At 54.4% G+C, this 24,001-nt stretch carries 21 protein-coding genes and 1 other RNA gene; 16 read left to right on the top strand and 6 right to left on the bottom strand.

Annotation, left to right across the window (positions count from 1 at the left end; translation table 11 throughout):
- The first annotated feature begins 136 nt into the window (after window positions 1-136).
- From CK797_RS00570 to CK797_RS00540, 7 genes are all read left to right on the top strand, one after another.
- Window positions 137-1,513 (top strand): RsmB/NOP family class I SAM-dependent RNA methyltransferase, encoded by a 1,377-nt coding sequence (locus CK797_RS00570; RefSeq protein ID WP_104687884.1) that lies wholly within the window; start codon window positions 137-139, stop codon window positions 1,511-1,513.
- A gap of 12 nt (window positions 1,514-1,525) precedes the next feature.
- Window positions 1,526-2,392, top strand: coding sequence for an SPFH domain-containing protein (locus CK797_RS00565; RefSeq protein WP_104687883.1), 867 nt, complete (start codon window positions 1,526-1,528; stop codon window positions 2,390-2,392).
- 15 nt (window positions 2,393-2,407) lie between these two features.
- The gene (locus CK797_RS00560) at window positions 2,408-4,153 is read left to right on the top strand and encodes a sensor histidine kinase (protein WP_104687882.1); all 1,746 of its coding nucleotides are present in this window, start codon (window positions 2,408-2,410) and stop codon (window positions 4,151-4,153) included.
- Window positions 4,154-4,155: 2 nt separating this feature from the next.
- Window positions 4,156-4,887 (top strand): LytR/AlgR family response regulator transcription factor, encoded by a 732-nt coding sequence (locus tag CK797_RS00555; RefSeq protein ID WP_104687881.1) that lies wholly within the window; start codon window positions 4,156-4,158, stop codon window positions 4,885-4,887.
- Between the two features lie 256 nt (window positions 4,888-5,143).
- The gene (locus tag CK797_RS00550; protein WP_104687880.1) at window positions 5,144-5,551 is read left to right on the top strand and encodes a CidA/LrgA family protein; all 408 of its coding nucleotides are present in this window, start codon (window positions 5,144-5,146) and stop codon (window positions 5,549-5,551) included.
- A gap of 15 nt (window positions 5,552-5,566) precedes the next feature.
- Complete coding sequence (locus tag CK797_RS00545) at window positions 5,567-6,307, top strand: LrgB family protein (RefSeq protein WP_104687879.1); 741 nt, start codon at window positions 5,567-5,569, stop codon at window positions 6,305-6,307.
- A gap of 24 nt (window positions 6,308-6,331) precedes the next feature.
- A complete protein-coding gene (locus CK797_RS00540; RefSeq protein WP_104687878.1) occupies window positions 6,332-7,300 on the top strand; it encodes an L-lactate dehydrogenase in 969 nt (322 codons plus the stop codon).
- A 241-nt stretch (window positions 7,301-7,541) separates the two neighbouring features.
- Here CK797_RS00540 and fni read toward each other — a convergent pair whose 3' ends face one another.
- From fni to mvk, 4 genes are all read right to left on the bottom strand, one after another.
- Window positions 7,542-8,576 carry a type 2 isopentenyl-diphosphate Delta-isomerase gene (gene fni / locus CK797_RS00535; protein WP_104687877.1) on the bottom strand — a complete coding sequence of 345 codons (1,035 nt, stop codon included), beginning with the start codon at window positions 8,574-8,576 and terminating at the stop codon, window positions 7,542-7,544.
- A gap of 64 nt (window positions 8,577-8,640) precedes the next feature.
- Window positions 8,641-9,753, bottom strand: coding sequence for a phosphomevalonate kinase (locus tag CK797_RS00530; RefSeq protein WP_104687876.1), 1,113 nt, complete (start codon window positions 9,751-9,753; stop codon window positions 8,641-8,643).
- Between the two features lie 26 nt (window positions 9,754-9,779).
- Entirely contained in the window at window positions 9,780-10,757 is a 978-nt protein-coding gene (gene mvaD, locus CK797_RS00525) for a diphosphomevalonate decarboxylase (RefSeq protein ID WP_104687875.1), read from the bottom strand.
- Entirely contained in the window at window positions 10,757-11,707 is a 951-nt protein-coding gene (mvk, locus tag CK797_RS00520; protein WP_104687874.1) for a mevalonate kinase, read from the bottom strand. The genes mvaD and mvk overlap by 1 nt, the downstream gene beginning before the upstream one ends.
- 199 nt (window positions 11,708-11,906) lie before the next feature.
- On the opposite strand from mvk, the gene CK797_RS00515 reads away from it, so the two are divergent.
- The 4 genes from CK797_RS00515 (at window position 11,907) to CK797_RS00500 (ending at window position 17,091) form a co-directional block, all read left to right on the top strand.
- Window positions 11,907-14,771, top strand: coding sequence for a helicase C-terminal domain-containing protein (locus CK797_RS00515; RefSeq protein ID WP_104687873.1), 2,865 nt, complete (start codon window positions 11,907-11,909; stop codon window positions 14,769-14,771).
- Between the two features lie 75 nt (window positions 14,772-14,846).
- The gene (locus tag CK797_RS00510; RefSeq protein WP_104687872.1) at window positions 14,847-15,365 is read left to right on the top strand and encodes a DUF5590 domain-containing protein; all 519 of its coding nucleotides are present in this window, start codon (window positions 14,847-14,849) and stop codon (window positions 15,363-15,365) included.
- 73 nt (window positions 15,366-15,438) lie between these two features.
- Window positions 15,439-16,152: a DnaD domain-containing protein gene (locus CK797_RS00505; protein ID WP_104688090.1), complete on the top strand. Its 714-nt coding sequence runs from the start codon at window positions 15,439-15,441 to the stop codon at window positions 16,150-16,152.
- 18 nt (window positions 16,153-16,170) lie between these two features.
- Entirely contained in the window at window positions 16,171-17,091 is a 921-nt protein-coding gene (locus CK797_RS00500) for a DMT family transporter (RefSeq protein ID WP_104687871.1), read from the top strand.
- Window positions 17,092-17,177: 86 nt separating this feature from the next.
- Here CK797_RS00500 and CK797_RS00495 read toward each other — a convergent pair whose 3' ends face one another.
- Together CK797_RS00495 and recU are read right to left on the bottom strand one after the other, a co-directional pair.
- On the bottom strand, window positions 17,178-19,472 hold the full coding sequence (locus CK797_RS00495) for a PBP1A family penicillin-binding protein (protein ID WP_104687870.1): 2,295 nt from the start codon (window positions 19,470-19,472) through the stop codon (window positions 17,178-17,180).
- A complete protein-coding gene (gene recU, locus CK797_RS00490) occupies window positions 19,462-20,097 on the bottom strand; it encodes a Holliday junction resolvase RecU (protein ID WP_104687869.1) in 636 nt (211 codons plus the stop codon). Before recU ends, CK797_RS00495 begins: the two co-directional genes overlap by 11 nt.
- An 86-nt stretch (window positions 20,098-20,183) precedes the next feature.
- Here recU and CK797_RS00485 point away from each other — a divergent pair, with 86 nt between their 5' ends.
- From CK797_RS00485 to CK797_RS00465, 5 genes are all read left to right on the top strand, one after another.
- On the top strand, window positions 20,184-20,756 hold the full coding sequence (locus CK797_RS00485) for a DUF1273 domain-containing protein (RefSeq protein ID WP_104687868.1): 573 nt from the start codon (window positions 20,184-20,186) through the stop codon (window positions 20,754-20,756).
- A 70-nt stretch (window positions 20,757-20,826) separates the two neighbouring features.
- Window positions 20,827-21,192, top strand: coding sequence for a cell division regulator GpsB (gpsB, locus tag CK797_RS00480; RefSeq protein WP_181049492.1), 366 nt, complete (start codon window positions 20,827-20,829; stop codon window positions 21,190-21,192).
- A 29-nt stretch (window positions 21,193-21,221) separates the two neighbouring features.
- Window positions 21,222-21,596: RNase P RNA component class B (rnpB, locus tag CK797_RS00475), an RNA gene on the top strand.
- Window positions 21,597-21,698: 102 nt separating this feature from the next.
- Window positions 21,699-22,517, top strand: a complete 819-nt coding sequence (locus CK797_RS00470) for an aldo/keto reductase (protein WP_104687866.1) — start codon at window positions 21,699-21,701, stop codon at window positions 22,515-22,517.
- 247 nt (window positions 22,518-22,764) lie between these two features.
- A complete protein-coding gene (locus tag CK797_RS00465; protein WP_104687865.1) occupies window positions 22,765-23,898 on the top strand; it encodes a THUMP domain-containing class I SAM-dependent RNA methyltransferase in 1,134 nt (377 codons plus the stop codon).
- Window positions 23,899-24,001 lie beyond the last annotated feature (103 nt).

Below are 24,001 nucleotides of genomic sequence, written 5' to 3'. Positions count from 1 at the left end.
CTAAGAAACAATTTTAATTTATCATTATACGCGAATAGAACCGGAAAGTTAATTAATTTGTCACAATCAGTGGGCAGTACGGTTCAGCTTGTTTGCAAAATACGGTACAATAAAAGCAACTAAAGGAGGAGAAATTTTGCAATTACCTGAGGAATTTATTGAGAAGTATCGGCGACTGCTGGGGGAAGAGGCCCCGGCCTTCCTGGCATCCTTTGACCAGCCCAGCCAGAGCGGTTTCCGGGTCAACCCGCTAAAGGCAGCACCGCAGGATACCATTGACCGGGCTACCGGGCGGGTACCGTATGTGCCGACCGGTTACTACGGGACAGTCGACGGCAAGTCCCTCGACCACGTTGCCGGGGCTATTTACAGTCAAGAGCCGTCTGCCATGTATGTCGGCGAGGTGGTTGATCCCCAGCCTGGCGAGCGGGTCCTCGATCTCTGTGCGGCCCCCGGCGGTAAAACAACCCACCTGGTTGCCAAGATGGGAGATACCGGTCTCCTGGTGGCCAACGAGATCTTTCGCAAGCGGGCCAAGGTCCTGGCCGAGAATCTGGAACGGTGGGGAACCAGAAGTACGGTCGTCATGAACGAGAGCCCGGCCGAATTGGAGGACCAGTTTCCCCGCTTCTTTGATCGGATCCTGGTCGATGCCCCCTGCTCAGGGGAGGGGATGTTTCGCAAGGAGCCAGCCGGAATCGAGTATTGGAATCCCGACTACCCGGCCGAGTGTGCCAACCGCCAGCGTAAGATCCTGGCCTCAGCCCTGAAGATGCTCAAGCCGGGCGGGATCCTGGTCTACTCAACATGCACTTTCGCCCCCGAGGAGGACGAACAGAACCTGGCCTGGCTGCTGGCGACCTACCCCGAGTTGAAGACGGTCCCAATCAAGAAGTACCCGGGGATGGACGATGGTCGGCCGGAATGGGGGGACAATAACCCGGCCCTGCGCGATGCTGTCCGTCTCTTCCCTCACCACATCCAAGGGGAGGGGCACTTCATTGCCAAACTGCAGAACGGCACTCCAGCCCCAGATCCGGCGGTCACGCCAGCTCGTCATCGACGTAATAAGAAGAAGCGCCATCAGCGTTCCGGTCTGGACAAGGCGGCCCAGGCTGAATTTGCGGCTGTTCGTGACCGCCTATGGCCGGACTATCAGCCTAAGCGGCTTCTGACCTTTGGTGACCAGCTCTATGCCTTGCCAGCGGGGATGCCGGCTGACCTGGCCGGGATGACCATCCTGCGTCCTGGCCTGCACCTCGGGACCCTCAAGAAGAATCGTTTTGAGCCGGCCCTTGCTTGGGCTCTGGCCTGCGACCCGCGGACCTGTTCGCGGACCCTGGCCCTCAGCCATGACCAGTGGCGCCAGTACGTTCACGGCGACGTGGTCACCATCGACGCGGCCCGGGAAAACGGCTGGTACCTGTTAACCTGTGATGGGTTCGCCACTGGGTTTGGCAAGCTGGTCGGGAACACGGTCAAGAACTTTTACCCCAAAGGATTACGTTTTTAGGAGGAAATGACAATGAAAGAGAAAAATGCGTTTCACGTTAACGGCTACCTGGGTCTGCTAATTGTTATTATTGGCGCCCTAATCGGTTGCTGGCTAGTCTTTCACGGCTACCAGACCGATCGGTTGGGACTCATTATCACCGGGGGAATCATCTTGGCGATCGTGATTATCTTCAGCACCTCGCTGACGATCATCCAGCCCAATGAGGCTAAGGTGCTGACCTTCTTTGGTAACTACATCGGCACGATCCGCGACGCTGGCTTGTTCATGACGGTGCCCTTTACCGACAAGCAGCGGGTCTCACTCCGGGTCTGCAACTTCAACAGTCAGATCCTAAAGGTCAACGACTCCAAGGGGAACCCGGTCGAGATCGCCGCGGTGATCGTCTACAAGGTTGTTGACACCGCCAAGGCCCTTTTCTCAGTCGATGACTACGAACAGTTTGTCCAGATTCAGAGCGAGTCGGCGGTCCGGCACGTGGCCAGCGAATACCCATACGATACCTTTGAGGACGATTCGGCCCTAACCCTACGGAGCAACCCAACCGAGGTTTCGAACCGGCTGACTGCTGAGCTCCAGGACCGGCTGAACGTCGCCGGGGTCAAGATTATTGAGACCCGGCTGACCCACCTGGCCTACGCCACCGAGATTGCCAGCGCTATGCTGCAGAAGCAACAGTCTGCGGCCATCCTCTCGGCTCGCAAGATCATCGTTGAAGGGGCGGTTTCAATCACCGAAGACGCCATCGACCGGTTAGCCAAGGAAACCAACCTCGACTTGACCGATGCACAACGCCTTCAGATCATCAATAACATCATGGTGGCCATTGTTTCCGAACGGGGAACCCAACCGGTCATCAATACCGGCACCCAGCAATAACAGGCGGGGCTGGTCATGTTTTACCTAACCATCCTAATGAGCGAGCGGGTCGGCTTTGTAATCATCCTGGCCTTCCTGCTGGTCAATGTTCCAGCCTTTCGGCGCCTGCTGTCCTCCGACCGCTGGATCGATAAGTGTCAGTTAGCTATTATCTTTGCTATTTTCGCAATCCTGGCCAACAGTACCGGGATCGAGATTGACCCGGCCAACCAACTCCACGATAAAGTCTTTCTGACGACCATCTCCAAGAACTACTCGATTGTCAACGCCCGGATCCTGGCTGTCTCGGTGGCCGGGATCATCGGTGGCCCCTGGGTTGGTGGAGCGGTTGGCCTGATCGCCGGCCTTCACCGGATCATGCTCGGGGGGATGGCAGCCCAGGCTTGGTTCTACGTTCCTAGTTCAATTCTGATCGGGCTGCTCTCTGGTCACCTCTATAATGACCGGCGAAACCCCTTTGCGGTGATGAGCCCCTGGCATGGTTTTCTGGTCGGCCTGCTGATGGAAACCATCCAGATGGCCTTTATCTTCCTATTTAGTCCGACCGGCTGGACCCTGGTCCGCTACATTGCTTTGCCAATGATTCTGGTCAACTCGATTGGGACCTCGATCTTTCTTTCAATTATTGGGATGTTCCGCCGCCAGGAAGAGGAAACCCGGGCGATGCAGACCCATTCAGTGCTCTCATTGACTAAGGAGACCCTGCCACACCTGCGTAATGGGCTGAATATGCAATCTGCCCGCCAGGTAGCCAAGGCGATTCAACGTCATACTAATTTCGACGCCGTCAGTCTTACCGACCGGCAGACCATCTTAGCCCACGTCGGGGCGGGGAGTGACCACCACATCCCCGGCAAGATGATGCTGACCCACCTCTCGGAAACCGTCATTGCTAGCGGCCGGGTTCACATCGCCCATAACCGCGATGAGATCGGCTGTTCCCACCATGACTGCCCGCTGGAGGCGGCAATCGTGGTCCCGTTGCGGATTCGTGACCGGGTTATCGGGACTTTGAAGATGTATTATACGGCTGCCTGGCGCTTGACCCCGGTGGAGGTCCAGCTGGCGGAAGGACTCGGTGAGATTTTTGCTAACCAGATTGCCCTCGGCCAAGCCGAAATGCAGGCAAAACTGGTCCGTGATGCCGAGATTAAGTCCCTTCAGGCCCAGGTCAACCCGCACTTCTTCTTCAATGCGATCAACACGATCAGTGCGATGATGCGACGGGATAGCAAAAAAGCACGACAGCTTCTTCTCCAGTTGGGTACTTACTTCCGGGCCAACCTGGTCGGGGCGCGGTCGACCCAGGTTACCCTAGCCCAGGAGCGTGAACACGTGCATGCTTACCTAATGTTGGAGCAGACCCGTTTTCCGGGCCGGTTTGAAGTCCACCTTAACAACACGGTGGGCGATGATGTTCTCTTGCCGCCGTTTACGATCCAGGTGTTGGTTGAAAACGCCCTAAAGCACGCCTTCAGCCACCGGATGCACGGTAATATTGTCAATATTGACCTGAATGCGGTAGATGGCCGTCTTCAGATTAAGGTGGCTGACAACGGGGAGGGGGTTGCCCCAAACGTGCTCAGCAAGCTCGGTCGTGAGCCGGTCCGTTCCAGCCACGGTACCGGAACCGCCTTGCAGAATCTCAACCAGCGTTTGGTCGGCCTTTATGACAAGCGAAGCCAGCTGAACTTTGCCACCAGTAAGGCCGGGACTACGGTTACCATTTCAATTCCGTTAGTTACGAAAGGGGAATCATAATCATGAAGGTGTTAATTGTCGACGATGAACCGCTCGCCCGGGATGAGCTCCACTACTTGGTTGAGCAGAATCCACAGGTAACGGCAATCTGTGAGGCTGATGGGGTGGTGAGTGCCCAGCAGGTGGTGGATAAGGAGCATCCGGACCTGATGTTTCTTGATATTCAGCTGACGGACGGAAGCGGGATGGCCCTGGCGGAACGCCTTAAGAGCCGCCCCAACCACCCTTACATCGTCTTTGCCACGGCCTATGACCAGTACGCCCTGGATGCCTTCAAAGCCGATGCGGTTGACTACCTGCTCAAACCGTTTTCTCAGCAACGAGTGAACGACGCCATCAAGCGGGTCGCTAAGCTGACCGGGCCCAGTCAGCCGGCTCCCGACCAGCAGAACCAGCAGACCAACCCGCGTCTATCGCTGACTAACGACGAGCGGACAATCGTTTTACAGAAGGACACAATCTTTTATATTCAGACCCAGGACGGGATGACCACGGTTTGGGCGAAGGGTGGTCACCGTGTCGTTAGTAAACAATCACTGACCGGTCTGCTCAAACAACTGGATCCGGCCCAGTTTATCCGGATTCATCGGAGCTTTGCCGTTAACCTTAATATGGTCAGTGAACTTCAGCCCAGCTTCAATCATACCTATCAATTAACCCTCAAGGATGGCAGTAAGGTCCCGGTTAGTCGGTCCTATGTAGCTACCGTTAAGCAGGCGTTAGGAATGCAATAATTACGGAAACCGTCTTGATACGGTTTCTTTTTTTACATTAAATAATAATTTGTTTAGCTTAGCCAAAATTGTTGGTAGTTGAGCAAGAATAAGGGTATTTCGTCCCAGGAGGAGGGTATCTCAGACCAAATTTTGGTTATTTCAGTGTGAAAACCCGCACAAAGTATAATGTTGCGTTAAGATTACAACTGTAATGATATTGCAATCGCAATATTGAGCAATTATTTCTATTTATTTCTGTGGGAGGGAATATCTTATGGACAAGAAGGATAAAAAGCCAGAAGCTTCTAACATTTATGTTCAAATGGGAATCTTCGCTGCTATTCTGTTTGTTTCTCAACTGATCTCTGATCTTTTTCCAAAGAGCTTCGTTGTGCCAACGCCGCTGATTGGGATGGTGCTGCTTTATATTTTGCTAGCTTGCCACATTGTTAAGCTGCACCAGGTTGAAAAGTTCGGGACGTTCATGATCGGCTTGATCGCATTCCTGTTCGTTCCATCGGGTATCCAATTGGCCGCTCACTTGGACATCATGCGTCGTGAAGGAATCCAGGATGTATGTGTTATTATCATTTCGACGATTATCATCCTGGTTGTTATTGCCTATATCGGTGCCCTGGTTATGGGCATTCACCACAAAATTACTGGTAACAAGAAAGACTAGGGGGCGCAATAAATCATGTCAGCTACAATTGCAACAAATCTAGCATTACCATTTACTGGTATTTTCATTTCATTAGTTGTTTATCTTATCGGGATGTGGTTAACCAAGGTTAGCAACGGTTTCTTCCTCTTCAACCCACTGCTGGTTGGGATGATTCTTGGGATCGTTGTTCTGGTCATCTGGGCTAAGAGTACCGGTTCCACGACCGAAGCTGTTTACACGAAATACTACCTGCCAGGTGGTAACATTATCTTCTGGTTCCTGAACCCTGCTACCATGGCCTTCGCCATTCCAGTTTACAAGGTTAACAAAACCTTCAAGAAGTACTGGTTCGATATCATTGTTATCTGCTTCGTCGGTGGTTTTATTTCCCTGTTCCTGATTCAATTAGTAGCTAAGCTCTTCGGTCTGTCCGCAGCTTCAACTGCTTCCATGCTGCCGCAAGCCGCAACGACTGCCGTTGCCATGCCAATCGCTGCCGGTGTTCATGGTGTTCCTGCTGTCACCGCAATGGCATGTATCTTAAACGCCGTTGTTATCTACGCCTTGGCTGAGTTCCTGATCAAGATTCTGCGGCTCGACAAGATCTCTGCCGTTGCTACTGGTTTAGGTTTGGGCTCTGCCGGACACACGGTTGGTTCTGTTAAAGCCCTGCAGTTAGGTGATATTCAAGGTGCCATGGCTGGTGTTTCTGTGCTGGTCATTTCCCTGGCAATGGATATCCTGGTTCCAATCTACGCTCACTTATTCATGTAATCTGCTGACGGGAGATAATCGATTATGACCAACAATCATCAAAAAGTCGTCCTTGTCGGTAATGGGGCGGTTGGGTCAGCCTATGCCTTTGCAATGGTTCAGCAAGAGCTTGCTGAAGAATTTGCAATCATCGACCTGACGAAGAAGCGGGCTGTAGGTGACGTTCTGGACCTGGAAGACGCGACTGTCTTCACGGCACCAAAGCAGATTTATGCTGCTGATTACGATACTTGTAAAGATGCTGATGTAGTGATTATCTGTGCGGGCGCGGCCCAGAAGCCTGGTGAAACTCGTCTGCAGCTGGTTGACAAGAATCTCAAGATCATGCGCGAGATTGTTCAACCAATCGTGGGTGCCGGATTCAACGGTATCTTTATTGTCGCTGCCAACCCGGTTGATGTTCTGACGTATGCGGTCCAGAAGATCTCTGGATTCCCAGCCAGCAGGGTCATCTCTTCCGGTACCTCACTCGACTCTGCTCGGTTGCGGGTAGCCCTGGCAAACCGGTTCGGGGTAGATCCACGGGACGTCAACGTCAATGTAATGGCTGAGCACGGTGATTCAGAGTTTGCCGCTTATTCCAGTGCAACCATTGGTGGATTGCCACTTTATGAGCTTGCCAAACGTGAGCACATTGCTCAGAAAGACCTGCTGAACATTGAGGATGGTGTTCGCAAGAAGGCCTACGAAATTATCAATCGCAAGGGTGCCACCTACTATGGTGTTTCCACCTGTCTGGCACGGATCACGAAGGCTATTCTGCGTGATGAAAATGCCGTGCTGCCGGTTGGTGCCTACGTCAACGGCGAGTACGGAGTCAAGGATCTCTACATTGGTACCCCGGCGGTCATCAATGCCAACGGGGTCGACAAGGTTATCGAGGTGCCGCTTGATGACCGCGAGCGCGCCGCAATGGCTAAATCAGCTGAAACATTAAAGAAGACTGCCACAGATGGGATGACGAGGGTTGGCTTAGTCAACTATCTCTGGTAGTAAAAGTAGCCCACGGTTAGGACCTGTAAGGCTAGCCTAGGACGATTGTTGGCGCGGAACGAGCCAGCTGGCCGTAGCTAGACGCTAAGGCCCCTGGGGTATGGCACGTGATATCTTTGTAATATTCGATAATAAGCAAACGGGGTTGCGGCAAAACATTGTTTTGTCACAACCCCGTTTTTGAATATGTAATGAAAATGACGTTAGCGAAAACGAATGCTTCGCTAACGTCATTTGATGTTTAAATCAGCCCGCGCTGCTGGGCGTATTCGTAGAGCGGTCCCGTTAGGATAAAGTCAACTTGGCTGAGGTCGCTAAATTGGTGTGCTCCGACCAGGGTCAGCAAGCGGGGAAGCTCGGTCTGCCAGTCGGTCAGGACCTGGTCTAGAGCGGGGACGCCGGAGTGGATTAAAAGGTTGAGAAAGTAGCCAGCCACCCCAACGGCTTGGGCACCGAGGACCCCGGCCTTGATAACGTCAAGCGGGCAGGTGATTCCACCCGAGGCGATGATGGCGGCCTTGCTGTTCCGGGCCTCAAGCAATGACTCGGGAGTAGTCTGGCCCCAATCGGTGAGGTCAGCCATATCGAGCTGGTGGTTACGGCGATTTTCAATCATGGCGAAGTTGGTCCCGCCACGACCACTGACGTTGATCAGCTGGACACCAACTTCTTGCAAGCGGTCGATCGTGGCCCGGCTCATCCCGAAACCGACTTCCTTGACGATTACTGGAACGTCGAGACCGTCGACAAGGCGGGCAATGTTATCCAGCCAGTAGAATTGGCGGTCGCCTTCAGGCATTACCAGCTCCTGGGCGGCGTTGAGGTGGAGTTCCAGGGCGTCGGCTGACAAGAGGTTAATGGCATCTCGCGCCTGGGTTAGGCTGGCGTCGGCACCGAGGTTAGCGATCACGACACCGTCCGGGTTTGTTTCCCGAACTATCGTGAAGGATGGTCGGGCCGCTGGTTCTCTAAGGGCCACACTGAGCGAGCCGGTTGCCATCGCCAGGTGATGTTTCTTGGCCAGCTGTGCTAGGGCCTGATTGACCCGGGCGGCCTGCTTGCTGCCGCCGGTCATCGCCTCCAGGTAGAACGGCCATTCTAGCTGAAGATTGTCTGCCAGCTGGACGGTATGATCAACCGCGTCAACAGCCATTTCCGGCAAGGCGTCGTGGATCAGGCGGACCTGGTCGAAGTAGTGGTGTTGGTGGGCCTGCTGGTAGGATGCGGTGGCCAGGGAAAGGTGTTCATCCTTGCGATGGGCTTGTTGTGACTCCATAGAATTTACCTCCTAAAAAGGGCCGTAGCAAACTGAATTGTCACCGCCCCTTTTTTGATATTTCTTAAATTAACGGCAGGTGTTCCCGCACGGTGTACTTGACGTCGCCAATGAAGTGGACGGACAGGGGTAACTGTTCGATTTTTTCCTTGGCCCACGACTTGAGGACGGCCTTGAAGTCGGCATTGCGGTCGATAGCAACGATTCCGCAGTCACCGCCGCCAGCACCGGAAGTCTTGGCGGCGCCGCCAAAGTGCTCCGCAATCTGGCAGAGGCGGTTGAGCACGGGGGTCTCGATGTCGACTCCCGAGTTGGCACCGAGTCGCTTCAGCAGGTGACGGTTGAAGCGAATTTCCCGTTTGATGGCGTCGAGATCCTGATGGTGGAAGCCTTCCACCATCCGCTGGATGCAGGCCTTGCTGTCCTCAAGAAAGCGGTGGTATTCATCCTGCTGGCGGGCCTTGAAGAGGGAGATCTTATCGACTAGTTGGGAGGTAGAAGCCGGTTTACCGGTCCAGCCAATTAATAGCTCCAGATTTTTGGGGGCCGTCAGCGATTCAATCTTGAGATCTGGCCAGGGGAGGTCGATCAGACTCTTCAGGTCAAGGTACTGGCGTTGCTGAGCCAGCCATTGCCGATCGAAGGAGTGGTAGGAGATCCAGCCGCCATAAACTGAGGCCGCCACGTCTCCCAACGAGCCGTTGCCTTGGACCTCAAAGTGGGCAATAGCCGCCAGCTTGAAGATCTCATCCTTGCTTACGGGCAGGTGGTAGTAGTGACAAAGGGCTTTGACAGTTGCCACCGTGACGGCCGCTGAGGACCCCAGACCGTACTTGCGGCCATTGGCGCTGTCGAGCTGACTGTCAATCTGCATGTCGTAGATTCGCAGCTCGCGTCCGAAGCTGCGGGCGTATTCTTCCGTGATTCGGATGGCTGACAGGATGTAGGAGAAGGGGTTGTCGCGTTTGTCGACCACCATCCGTTCCCCCATCCGCCGCCAGTTCAGCTGGTCATTGGTGTACTGCTGGCTGATGATCTGGCCAATCTCACGGGCACTATCCTTGATCGTGCAGGTGACAAACTGGTCCAGGGCCACGAGGATGGCCGGGTAGCCGTTCTCAACAACCGCGTATTCGCCAGCAATATACAACTTCCCAGGTGCTTTTTCAGTTATCAAAGTCTATATATCCCCCTATTTGTTAATCAATTGTTCTCATCCCAAATTTCAATCCCCGGACCAGCCGGTGAAACCACCAGGCGGTCCCGGTCAAAGGTCGCCGCAAGTCCGTCCACGATCCGTTCGCGGTCCCGTCGGTCATAGATGACCTTGACGTTGGGTCCGGCATCCATCGTGAAATAGCAGCTGATGCCCTGCTCGCGAAGACGGTGGATGGCTGTGATGGCGGTCAGGGTCTCACTGTTGAAGTAAGTATACCCCGGATCCGCCGAGAGGGTCAGGGCGTGCATCCGGAGGGCGTTTTCCTCAGCGGTGTGGCCGATGGTCGGAATATCGCGGGCCGTGATGGCGGCCTTCATGGTAACCATGTCGTTGGCCACGACTTCTTTCCAGCTATCGTAATAGGGCGAGCTGATCACGCTGGACTGCATCCCGTAGCGGCTGGAGATCTTTTTGCGATCGGTGTTGATCATGATGGCCAGCATCTCCAGGCCGAAGTCGAGTTTTTCCATGATCGGTTCGGCATAGGAGGTTGCGTCGTCGTGACCACGATGCCATTCGACCAGGCCCCCGTAAATGGAACGAGTGGCTGACCCAGACCCGCGCCGGGCCAGGCGGGACAGGTCCCGCCTGGAGAGGTGCAGGCCGGCGGCTTGGCTGGCGGCCCCGGCCAGGGCAGCAAAGGCGGAGGCTGATGAGGCCAGCCCCGCCGCAGTTGGTACGTGGTTGTGGGAGTCAACCCGGGCAAATTGATGGCGACCACTCAGCTGCCGGACAAGATCAAGGAAGCGGGTGATTCGCGCCAGTCCGTCGCCGGTTACCGGCCGGTCGTTGACCATGACTTGGTCCGCGGTCAGGGCAGGATCAAAGTTGACCCGGGTGGTTGTGTAAAATTCATCCAGGGTCATTGACAGGCTGTCTGTCTGCGGAATGATCAGGTCTTGGTCCTTCTTACCCCAGTACTTGACTAGGGCGATGTTGGTATGTGCTTTAGCGGTCGCCATTAGTCTTCACCTCGTGATGTGTCTAGCGGCTGAATCCAGGTCTGACGGGCGCCATTGTCTTTCAGGATTCCGGATAAGCGGCGGGCCCCCAGGGCAGTCCGGGTGATGGCAAACATGCAGCCACCGCGTCCGCCACCGGTCAGCTTAGCCCCCAGAGCGCCGTTTTCAATGGCGACGTCGATCAGGTGGTCGAGCTGGTCATCGCTAACCTGGAGGGCACGCAGGTCTTGCTGGGCAGCGTTTAACGTTGTACCTAGCTTAAAAACTTCATCCTGGGCCAGGAAGGTCCGACTCGCCACGACTAACCGGCCCAGGTGGTCAATGTGCTCCTGGGCCCGGTCGTGGTCATGGGCGAGGAGGTCTTGAACAGCCATGATGGCCTCTTTGGTGGCGCCCTTAACTCCAGTATCGGCGATTACCATCGTCGCCTGGAGGTTCATCGGGATGGCTGTGCCTGCGTGACCTTTGACGTAATAGAGTGGGGTTTTGGAACTGACGGTCGCCGCATCGAGGCCGGATGGACTCCGGTGGGTGATTTGTTCTTCGACGTCTGCCAGCGCCAGCAGTTCAGGACGACCGAGCGGCTGTTCATAGTAGTCAAAGAAGGCCCGGACGATGGCCACCGCGGTTGCGGCCGAAGAACCCATCCCACGTTCGGCAGGGAGCTGGCTGTCAATCTGCATCTTCCAAGGATCGTCTTGGCCATTAAAGTGATCGACTAGGGCGGCGATCAGCTTACGGACCCCCTGCATAACAGGCGGCAGGGCGTGCCAGTCACCGCTGAAATAGCGGCTATCAACGGTCTGCCCCTGGTGGGTAGGTGTCATGGTGACGGTCAGCTTGACCGAGGGGAGGGGCAGGGCGATGGCCGGTTGTCCGTACACAACGCTGTGCTCCCCCATTAAGATGATTTTTGCGTGGCTGGTGCCAATCCCTTGTTCTTTCACCATCGTAACCTACTTTCTTCTAAAAATTCCATTCTTCATCATAACTTAAAATTGATTATTAGAAAAGGGGCGACCCCGACTTATTACTAAATCTAAATATTTGGCCGGCGTTCACCCGCGGAAAGGGTTGATCAAGGGACAAACGCGCGGTAGATGGTGTATCATAAAGAAAGTAAATTATTGAAGAGATTCGGTGATAATTGTGAAGAAACAAAAAACAACGCGCCGTCAGAAACGCGACAAGCAGGCGCCAATTTATGCCGTGGTGGACCTGGAGACAACCGGGACCAACGTGAACCACGGTGATCGGATCATCCAGGTCGGCTGTGTACTCGTCCAGGATGGCCAGATCATCAATCAATTTGAAACCAAGGTTAACCCGCGCGAGAAGATTCCGCACACGATTGTTTCACTGACCGGGATCCGCAACCAGGACGTTCGCCGGGCCCCACTCTTTGAGGACGTCGCCGGTACGATCTACAGCCTCCTGTCGGGGACAATCTTCGTGGCCCACAATGTTAACTTTGATTTTCCGTTTTTAAATGCGGAATTGGAACGGGCGGGATATCCGCGGCTGCCGATTCCGGCGATTGATACGGTGACGATGAGTCAGATCCTCCTGCCAACCGCACAGAGCTTCCGCTTGCGGGACCTGACCAGCACGCTGGACATTGAGCATGACCACCCGCATAGTGCGGTGTCCGACGCGGAGGCAACCGCTCAGCTGCTGATTGACCTGCTTGACCGGGTGCACCGTCTGCCGACTCTGACCCTGGGAAAAATCGTTGACCTAAAACTTGCCCTGCCGCAACAGACCAGTGCCGTCTTTGAGCGTGAACTGGCGCGTCGGGTCGACCACCCGCAACCGCTGGCCGACGCACTCTATGTCAGCCATGGTTTGGTCCTCCACAAGCAGCGACCCTTGACGGTTGATAAGGTCAGTGATACGCCACGGTACCCGTCGACCAAGCGGGGAAAGGCTAAGCTTTTTGGCGACCACCTGACCGTTCGCTCGGTGCAATCTAAGATGATGAACAGCATCTATAATAACTACACCCATGACGAACCCAAGAACATGATCGTTGAGGCGGGAACCGGAAGCGGTAAGACGCTGGGCTACCTCCTGCCGCTGAGCTACGCAGCCCACCCCGACAAGCGGATTGTGGTCAGTACCGCCACGAACCTCCTGCAGCAGCAGATCGCCCAGCAGGCGGTTCGCCAGTTGAACACGGTCCTGCCATTTAAGATGAATGCCGTAGTCGTCAAGGGCAACGACCACTACCTGGACCTGGCTAAGTTTGCCCACTCCCTGAGTGTGATTGAGGATTCTAAGCTAGTTCAGCTGCTCAAGGCCCGAATCCTGGTTTGGCTGACGACCACGACCAGTGGCGACCTGGACGAACTCAACCTGACTACCCAGCAGTCGCCGTATTTCACCGAGATCCGCCACCACGGGGTCAAGAGCCTCAACCCGGCCAGCGAATTCTATAACGACGACTTTCTTGTCCGCCGTAACAAGCGGCTGCAGCAGGCCAACATCGTGATCACTAACCACGCCTACCTGGTAGCACATGCCCAGGAACTGGGGGATGGGACCCGGCGACCATACCTGGTGGTCGATGAGGCCCAGCACCTCAGCGACAGTATCCTGCGGCGGTCACGACGACAGTTTGATTTTCCCCGTCTGCGGACCGCTATCCACGTCCTGGCCGGTCTGGTCAGCAATGGAGAGGATCGCAACCTGACTGACATCTTCGCCGCCCATGCCTTGGCCAGCTACAATGTTGAGCTCCTTCGCGGCGACCTGACCAATATTGAGGCGGCGCTCGATCGTTTCCAGCAGGCTCTCTACCGCCAGTTCGTCCAACAATCAACGGCTGGTGGGGAGAATGAGCTGATCGAACAGGAGCTGGATAACCAGCAGCTTGCCCAACTCCTTGACGTTAGCGGGCCGGTGATGATGGACCTGGAGCAGGCTCTGGGAAGTGTCCAGCTGCACTTTTCCGCCCTCCAGCATATCTTTAACCAGCAGGCCGACCGCTGGCTGCCCAGTGACCGCTACCTGATGAGCCAGTTCCAAAGTCAGATGGCTAAGCTGACCGCTGCCGATGCCACACTGAATAAGTACAACGCAACCTTAAGACAGCGGGGTGACTCGGCGGCCTTCTGGCTTACCATTCGTCAATCCAGCGAGTATAGCGCAATGCGGCTGACGGGGGGACTGCTGGCTACCAACCACTACCTGACCGAAAACGTCTACCCGTATTTTGCCCAGCCGCTGTTCGTTGGCGCCACCCTTTTCTCGTCAAGCCGGTCCCACTACCTTTACCAGCAGCTGGATCTTGATCGGCGGTCAACCCTCGCCAAGCGGTTTGCCTCGCCGTTTGATTATCAGCAGCACGCCCGGGTTCTAGTGGCTACTGACGCACCAGTACCGAATTCCCAAAATAACACCGAGTATGTTCACTACCTGAGCAGGACGATCTACAAGCTGACCAAGCAGACGAACTGTCAGACGATGATCCTTTTCAACTCTTTGCTGATGATCGAGCAGGTATACAGTCAGCTGCGCACGACCGACCTCTTCGACCAGCGGGACATTCTGGCTCAGGGGATCACTGGTGGTCGGGAGAAGCTGCTCAAACAGTTTGCCAACGGTAAGAACGCGGTCCTGCTCGGGGCCGCCAGCTTCTGGGAGGGAATCGACCTGCCCAAGACTGCTTTGGAGCTGTTGATCATCACCCGGTTGCCGTTTGACGCCCCCGGCGAGGCCATGACCCGGGCATACAACGACCTGCTCAAGCGCCAAGGCCGCAATCCCTTCTACAGTGCCGCCCTACCTAAGGCAACGATGCGTCTGCGTCAGGGGATCGGCCGCCTGATTCGGACGGCCGATGACTATGGGGTTGCGGCGATCCTGGATTCTCGCCTCCACAGTCGGCACTATGGGGCGACAATTTTGAAGAGCTTCCCTAAGGACCTGCCGATCAAGGAGTTACCGACGGACCAGCTGATTGATGTGGCAAATAATTTTATCAAAAAGAATCATCGGGACCCGCAAGAGTGAATTATCTGGTATAATCAAAAAGATTAACATGATTGTTGACGAATCGTTCGTCAGACGTAAGAAGGGAATAATTACATGCAAAGTCGACGCGAAGTGCAGCGGGAGCAGAGTCGAGGTTCGGCGCTGCGCACGATTCGAAATATACTACTGACTATTCTAGTACTACTATTGCTGGGCTGGAGTGTCTACGCGGTTGCCAACCAGCCCCGGGCCGCCGCCCGCCGGCAGACGGTCTCCATGGCTGAGAAGTATGCCCACCTGCATAGCCCGGGCCACTTCTACATCTATAACCGGGAGAGCACCTATTATACGGTGGCCGGCAAGAACCAGAATAACCAACCGATCCTGGTGATTGTCCCCCAGCACGGTGGAAACATCCGGGTGGTCAAACAAAGTGCGGGCATCAACGAGCAGCAGGTGCGGGCGATGGTTACGTCGGCCCGGCACCCAGCCCAGATCCTGAAGGTCGCTCCCGGAGTCTTCAACAACAAGGTGGTGTGGGAGGTTACCTACCGCAACCATAAGGGGAGCCTGTGTTACGACCTGATCAATTTCAAGAACGGTCGCTATATTCAAAATATCAATAACTTGTAGTTTTAATAAAGAGGAGTTGTAACCCTGGTTATAATTCCTCTCTTAATTTGTTATGAAGGGAATGGTGATGATTGTGACAGAAGAAACACCGCTGCAGCGCTACATTCGGGCTGGTCAGACGACGGTCAGCAACCTGCTGGTGCACCACTACAAGCAGCTCGGCATGTCGACCGCCCAGTTGGTTCTCTACCTGCAGTTTAAGTCCTATCAGGACCGGGGAACGATGAATCCAGATGTCCGGGTGATTGCCAAGAACCTCGGGACAACCGAAACCCAGGTCTTCAATCAGCTTCATCAGATGATGGTCAACCACTTGGTGAAGCAGGGGATGCGACAGCTGCCGGACGGCAAGGAGGATGCCATTTATGACTTCACTCCGCTGCTCGACAAGTTGGCCCTGCTAGAGGACCAGACGACCGCAACGGCCCAGGAAGAGGCAAGCCAGAATAGCCGCCAGCAGGTCTTCGCCACCCTGGAGAGCGAATTTGGTCGGCCCCTGTCTTCGATGGAAATGCAGATTGTCAATGACTGGCTGGATAAGGACGACTATTCGGCAGTCATGATCAAGCTGGCCCTTCGCCAGGCAGTGATGAACTCCGCCTTGAACCTCCAGTATATGGAGCGAATCCTGCAGAGCTGGGCGCGGCAGGGACTGCGGACCGAACACGACATCAACGAACATGAGCGCCAGTTTGAAAATCGCCGTGAGGGACAGGCAACTACCCAGCGGGGAAATCAGCCTCGCTCAGCCGGGCCGAAGATCCCAATCTACAAGCTGGGTGAATAACAGAAAGGAATGATTAAAATGCAGAACACATCGTCACGCCACGTCATGAAGGGGATTATCATCGCCGCCCTAGCATCAACCATGTGGGGGATCTCGGGGACAGTTCTTCAGCTGATCTCGCAGAACCTGGCGATCCCGGCTACCTGGATGCTCTCAGTCCGCACCCTGGTCACCGGGAGTATCCTGCTGATTATCAGTGCTTTCATCTACGGTAAGCGGATCTTCAATGTCTTTGCCACCCGGAGTTCGACCATCTCGGTGGTCACCTATGCGATCTTCGGGTTGATGGCCAACCTTTTGACTTTCTACTATGCCATCCAGCGGGGGAACGCCTCGGCAGCTACAATTCTTCAGTACCTATCACCACTGTTCATCGTGCTCGGGGGAATTGTCTTCATGCACCGGCGACCGTTTAGAAGTGACATTATCGCCTTTGTTATCGCCCTGCTGGGAGTTGTCTTGAGCATCACCCGGGGGAATATCACCAAGCTGGCGATTCCGTTTGACTCCCTGATGTGGGGGATCGGTTCGGGAATTACGGCAGCCTTTTACGTGGTCTTGCCACAGAAGGCGGCAGAGAAAAATCCGCCAATCGTCGTTCTCGGCTGGGGGACCATGATCGCCGGGATCCTCTTCAACCTCTATCGGCCATTTTGGATTAATCCACCGCAGATCTCTACGACTTTGGTTGCCTCGGTCGGAACAGTGGTCCTGTTCGGGACGATCCTGCCGTTTGGCTTACTGATGGAGGCCACCAAGTTTGCCCCGTCGGACGTGGTTAGTATCATGGACGCCCTCCAACCGATCGTTACCTCGGTATTGAGTGTGATCTTCTTCCACCTGGTCCTCAACTGGGTCGAGATCCTGGGGATTATCCTGGTAATTTTGGCCATCTACATCCTGCAAGAGGGGCGGCGTCGCAAGCTCAAAAATGTCTGAATATTTATAAGCAAAGTACAAAAAACGCTGAATACCAACTTTTACATGAGCTGGTATTCAGCGTTTTTGTTTGCGCTTGATTTTGATTATTGACCGTCGTTAGCGGGTTGTGAGTTCGGCGCTGGAGCGGTAGACGGCGCGGAAGACGTCGAAGCTGACGAGGCCGATGAGGAATCAGCTGCAGAGGAAGCAGATGAGGCTGCGCTAGACGAGGAGGACTCGCCAGAATGATGATTGTTGTCACTGCTGGATTCACTGCCGTTAGATTCGCTGTGACTGGAACTGGACGATGATGAGGAGTGGTCATTATCATCATTGCCATCGTCGTAGTCGACGTTTGCGGCGTATTCAAGGGCCCACTTAGAGTCCTTGATGACTAATTGCCGCTTGCCGTTGACCCGAACAGCCTCAACCGTATCGGGCATTGCCCAGTTGCTTGCGTGGTTCTGACTGTCGAGGTAGCTCATCAGGTCCTTGTACAGGAGGATGGCGGACTGGGTACCGGAATCACTGAGCCCCGGTGATTGCATCGGGTGATCATAGCCGGTCCAGACAGCGATCGAGTAGTTCTTAGTATAACCAGCCATCCACGAATCCATGGCGCCGGAGTGACCGGTGCCGGATGGGTAGTCGGTCGTCCCGGTCTTCCCAGCCTGGTTGACGCCATCAAGCTTAGCCGCGGTGGCACTTCCCTGTTCAGAAGAGTCGAAGACGCCCTTCAGCATGTCAGTAATCATGTAGGCGGTAGCCCGGCTCATAGCCCGCTTTCCTTGCGGGTTGAACTGCTTGACGTTCCCGTCCTGGGTAGTGATGGAACTGATGTAGTATGGCTTATAGTATGTTCCGCCATTGGCAAAGGCCGCATAAGCAGCCGAAACCTGGAGTGGTGAGATATAGAGGGCGATCCCGCTTTGCAGGGTGTAAGGATCTTTTTGGGAAATTCCCAGGCCGTTGACAAAGTCGGTTGCCCGTTTGAGGCCGACCTCTTGGAGGGTCCGGATAGCAGGAACGTTCCGCGATTGTACGAGGGCGGCCCGCATCGTCATCGAACCCTTGTATTTATTATCGAAGTCACGTAGGACCTTGTTAGTACCAGGATAGACGAACTTGGTATCCTCGACCCGCTTGAAGGTTGGCCATTGCAGGTATTCAATGGCTGGACCATAATCCATCAGCGGCTTAGCGGTTGAACCAGAACTCCGGTTGGTCTGAACGGCCCGGTTCAGTCCATAGACGACGTTACCGGTGTGCCGCCCCCCAAGCATGGCCACAACCTGACCATTGTGGGGATCGGTAACCGCAACCCCGGTCTGCACCTTATCTCCTTGGAAGGAGATGGTGTTGTTGGCGGCGTCGTAGAGGTGTTCTTGGGCGTCCAAGTCAAGGTTGGTGTGAACCTTGAGGCCATCGTTATACGGGTTATAGCCGCGGGCCTCCAGGTTGGCCAACACCTGCTTGACGTAGGCGTCGATGACTTTACCCTTGACCCCGGTTCCGTTGCCAGAGGTGTTGCCGTGGTCCGGATCGAGACCGTCAGTGACGCTTTCACTGGCAGCCTGGTTGGCCTGGGACTGACTGATGTACTTGCTGCGGACCATAGCGTTCAAGACCTCGTTACGCCGTTGGGTGGCGTACTTGGTATTATCGGCCAGAGGGTTGTAGTAGGAAGGTGACTGCGGCATCCCGGCGAGCAGGGCCTGCTGAGAGAGGTCCAGCTCATCGAGGTCCTTACCGTAGTAATACTGGGCCGCGGTCTGCATCCCGTAGACCCCGTTACCCATGTAAACCTTATTAATGTAGAAGTCAAGAATCTGGTTCTTGCTGAAATGCCGCTCGACGTTGATGGCCAGCCAGGCTTCCTGGGCCTTACGTTTGAAGGTCCGATCCGAGGCTGCAGTTGAGAAGACCGACAGCTTAACCAATTGCTGAGTCAGGGTACTACCACCCTGCATTCCGGCGGAGCGGCCGAAAATGTTGGCGGTAGCAGCACCGACGATCCGGATCGGGTCGACCCCGTGGTGTTTGTAGAAGCGCCGGTCCTCAATTGCGACGACGGCGTGCTTGAGGGTGTCTGGTACCTGATCGCTCTTGGCGTATTCACGCTTCTGAGCACCCAGTCGGGAGATAATCCGGTTTTGGTCGTCATAGATTGTGGTGGTACTCTGTCCGGCTAACTCACTCCGGCTGATGCGGGGAGCACTGGAGGCATAGTAGAAGAAGAGGGCGGTTCCCGCCACAAACAACAGGATGATGATCCCGAGAATCCAGAGGAGGATCCGCTTGACGAGTCCTCCGTGACGCGGTTCATCATTATTGTAGTCATAGTCATCGTAGTCAGGCCGGTGCCGGTCGCTGCGACGCGGTTGATCATTACTTGTCATGATAAACTCCTTTGCGTTCGGCAGCGATAATCTGATCGACTGCCTTTAAATATGGTAGGCGGGGGTTGAGCTGGTATTCAATCTGGAAGCCCCAGTGTTGGATATCAGCCAACGCGATTGATTTGCGGCCACCCTGACCCTGCTCGTCCCAATAATGAAATAGAATTGTTGCAGGTAATAGATAGACAAGGTCCAGGTCAGTGAATTTGATGAAGGCAAAACAAATCCCGCCTTGGTTGACACATTCCCGCATGTGGTTGATCTGGTGAGAATGAAAATTTTTCAGGGGGAATGAACGGCGATTGCGCGTTTCCTTGGCATCGAAATCGATGTAGCGGCCCCGGTATATTCCATTGTAGTCCGTGGTCGATGGGCGGCGGAAATAGGCCTCCCGGATCACGGCCGCACTCCGCTTCGGGTAATCGACCTTGACCAATTGAATGGGGGTTGGCTTCTTATGGATTACTGCGATGTGGCGGGCCAGGTAGTACTGGTTACTATGGTTAATCTCATCCTCTAACGACATCCCCCGCTTGGCATAGATCGATTGGTGGGGTGTCGGCAGATCACGGTTGACATGATATGTCTGCCGCGGGTGTTGACCATTGGGATAGTGAATCGTCATTTTTGCATCACTCTCCTAACTAGCCTTATATTATACCAGAATGTCGGGTAAAATAATGATACAGAAATGTTACGGAGGTGAGTTTCGTGCGCCGCTTATGGGTAACCGGCTATCGCAGCTATGAATTGAACGTATTTAAGGATGATGATCCCAAGGTCCAGGTTATCAAAAAGGTCTTGACCGACTACCTGAAAAACTACCTAGAGGAAGATCCGGAAGAGTGCTGGCTGATCTCGGGTCCCCAGATGGGGGTCGAGCGGTGGGCCCTGGAGTGCGGCCTAACCCTCAAGGATGATTATCCCCAGGTTCGCTTGGCCCTGATGGAACCCTACACGGCATTTGATCAGCGCTGGAACGAGGGCAACCAGGAAAAACTGGCGATAATTAAGAGCAAGGTTGATTTCACCGCCCCAGTGACCGACCACCCTTACCAGTCGCCCCAGCAGCTGCGGACCTACCAGCGCTTCATGCTGGACCATACGGACGCCATGCTGATGGTCTATGATCCGGAATACGCGGGCAAGCCCCAGTATGATTACCGCCAGGCTCAGCAATACCAGGAGCAGGGGGATTACCCGATCACCTTAATTGACTTTGACGAACTCCAGGAGGCGGCGGTCATGTGGCAGGAAGAACAGCATTCAAAAAATCAGGAATGACCCCTTGAATTTACGGGTGAGTTTGGTAAAATAATTATTGTGTCACGTATAGCTTAAAGGGGTGTTTGAGTTGGATAACATTAAGTTTACACCGCAAGATATCTTGCATAAACAGTTTAAGGAAAAGAACATTGGTAAGGGCTATGATGAGGCTGATGTCGATGCCTTCCTGGACGATGTTATCAAGGATTACGACACCTACAACAAGGAGCTTGACCGCTTGAACAACGAGAATGAGCGCCTGCGGACCAAGGTTGATGAGCTGAATCGGCAGGTTGAGGTGGGCTCCACGATGAGTGCCCACACCAATAGTCAACAGCCGGTTTCTAACGCCACCAACATGGATATCCTGAAGCGGCTGTCTAATTTGGAACGGCGGGTCTTTGGCTCTCAGATCAATGAGGGTCAGGGTCAAGATGACTCCCATCTGCTATAAGATACGTTCTTAAAATTGAATACTTTGCAAGCTTTGGGTAATTGAGCACAGCTTATGTTGTGTTAGGAAGGTCCATGCTCGCACAGGCTGCGATGCCTGTAGTGTTTGTGCTCGCTGAAAAAATAAGGCGGGGCACCGATTCTTCGGTGACGGCGGAAAAAACGGCTAATGCTTCGGCGATGCCCGAGTATTCCTGAAAAGTGCCACAGTGACGATACAGGTCGGGAAACTGACCTGGTGGAACGCGGTAAACCCCTCAAGCGGTAAACCCAAACTACGGTAGGGGAGCTTTGGATAACGAATTGAAGTGATTCCAGGGGAGAGTTTTTTACTCTGAGATAGATGATTACCTCGGGGCCATCATTACCTGGTGGTGGTTCTACGACAAAACATGGCCTACAGATGCTTGCAAACAGGTGCCCGGATTCGTCCGGGCTTTTTATTTTTAAATTTAGCAGGGTGTATAATGGAGACGTTCGTTAACGATGATAAAGGAGTGACTTTTCATGAAAACAGTAAGGTTAAACAATGACGTGGTCATGCCGATGGTTGGCTACGGGACCTATCAGATTCCGGTGAGCACGCCCCGGGATAACGTCCTCCAGGCCCTACGTACGGGTTACCGATTGATCGATACGGCCCAGTACTATGGCAACGAGGCTGGAGTTGGCGAGGCTATCCAGGAGAGTGGCCTGCCCCGGGATGAGGTCTTTGTAACTACAAAGGTCCAGACGACTGGTTACGCTGCGACCAAGCAGGGATTAGATGAATCGCTGAACCGGTTTAACCATGACTACTTTGATCTGGTCCTGATCCACTGGCCAACCGGGAACGATCTTGAAACCTACCGGGCACTGGAAGATGCCTACCAAGACGGCAAGGTGCGGGCAATTGGCTTGAGCAACTTTAATGCTGCCCAGGTTCAGACAATCATTGATAATTCGACGGTGGTACCGATGGTTGACCAGATCGAAACCCACCTGCGTTGGCAGCAGAAGCGGATGCATGCCTTCCTGGCGAGTCGGGGGATTGTCCACGAGTCCTATGCTCCGCTGGGTGAGGGTCAGCCAGGCTTCATGGATGCCCCGGAGCTGGTCAAGATCGCTGCTAAGTACCATCGCACCCCAGCCCAGGTTGTTTTGCGCTTTCTCAACCAGGAGGGGATCGTGGTGATTCCTAAGACCCTGAACCCGGAGCACATGGCCCAGAACCTGGGGATCTTTGACTTTGAGCTGGATAGTGCTGACCGGCGTATCCTAGAGGGCCTCGATCGTAAGCAGGCACTCGACGGCTGGCCGGAGTCGATGCGTGAGGATAACTATTAATTAAAAGAACGGGATTGTGACAAAACAATGTTTTGCCGCAACCCCGTTTGCTTATTGTCGAATATTACAAAGATATCACGTGCCATAACCCAGGACCTTAGAGTCTAGCTACGGACAATTGCTGGCCCGTTCCGTGCCAACAATCGTCCTAGGCTAGCCTTACAGGTCCTAACCGTGGGTTATGTCACAGCTTCGTTTCTAGTATGGTAGAATACTGGTAGCACTATGAAGCAAAGGAGCAATAATTGTGGAGAAGTATCAATTGATCGCAACGGCAGCGGCCGGTATTGAGGCCCTAGTCGGCAAGGAGCTACGGCGCCTGGGGTATGACACCCGGGTGGAGAACGGCCGGGTCCGTTACCAGGGGGATATGAAAGACATTCTGCGGACCAATCTCTGGCTGCGAACCGCGGACCGGGTCAAAATTGTGGTCGGCGAGTTCGACGCCCGCAACTTTGAAGAGTTGTTTGACCGGACCAACGACCTGGCATGGGAGAATTTCCTGCCGGTCGATGCTCAGTTTCCGGTTGAGGGAAAGAGTCATCACTCTCAGCTGCATAACGTGCCCAGCGTTCAGGCAATCGTGAAGAAGGCGATTGTCCAGCGGTTGAACCACTTCTACCACCGGCGGACCCGCCTACCGGAAACCGGGGCCCTTTACCCGCTGGAGGTTGCCATCAACAAGGATCACGTCCTACTGACCCTGGATACCACCGGGGAGGGACTCTTCAAGCGGGGTTACCGGAAGAATAAGGGGGGCGCACCGCTGAAGGAGAACATGGCAGCGGCCCTGGTGATGCTGGCTCACTGGTTCCCGGATAACCCGTTTGTTGATCCCGTTTGTGGTTCGGGGACGATCCCAATTGAGGCCGCCCTGTATGGACATAACATTGCACCAGGGATCAACCGGTCCTTCATCTGCGAGCAGTGGGTCAACCTGACTCCGGACGGCCTATCCGATGAGGTTCGCGATGAGGCGGATGCGGCGGCCGACTACGACGTTGAATTGGAGATTCACGGCTATGACATCGACCAGAACATGATTGACATCGCTGACGAGAATTGCCGGGCCGCGGGGTTGACCCACGACATCACCTTCAAGCAGCTGGCTGTCAAGGACTGGCGTACCGATGAGCTCAACGGGGTCATCGTCGCCAACCCGCCGTATGGGGAGCGGCTAAGCGATCATGAGGCGGTCCACGAACTCTACCGGCAGATGGGGACTCTCTACCGGCCGTTGACAACCTGGAGTAAATATATTCTAACGGCCGACATGGAGTTCGAGAAGTACTACGGTGCCCCAGCTACCAAGCGGCGCAAGCTCTACAACGGGGCGCTGCGAACTGACCTCTTTCAATATTGGGGGCACAAGAAACGGTAGGCTCATTAGATGTCTCTATGCCAATCAAGGCTTCCAGACGTTGTGAAACACTGATAAGTGGCTAATAGGTGGCTTTCTGCTTCGATTACAAGCTAAAAATAGT

This window comes from Limosilactobacillus pontis (genome assembly GCF_002940945.1).
In the GTDB taxonomy this organism is placed as follows: domain Bacteria; phylum Bacillota; class Bacilli; order Lactobacillales; family Lactobacillaceae; genus Limosilactobacillus; species Limosilactobacillus pontis_A.
This window is presented reverse-complemented; position numbering and strand designations above follow the sequence as displayed.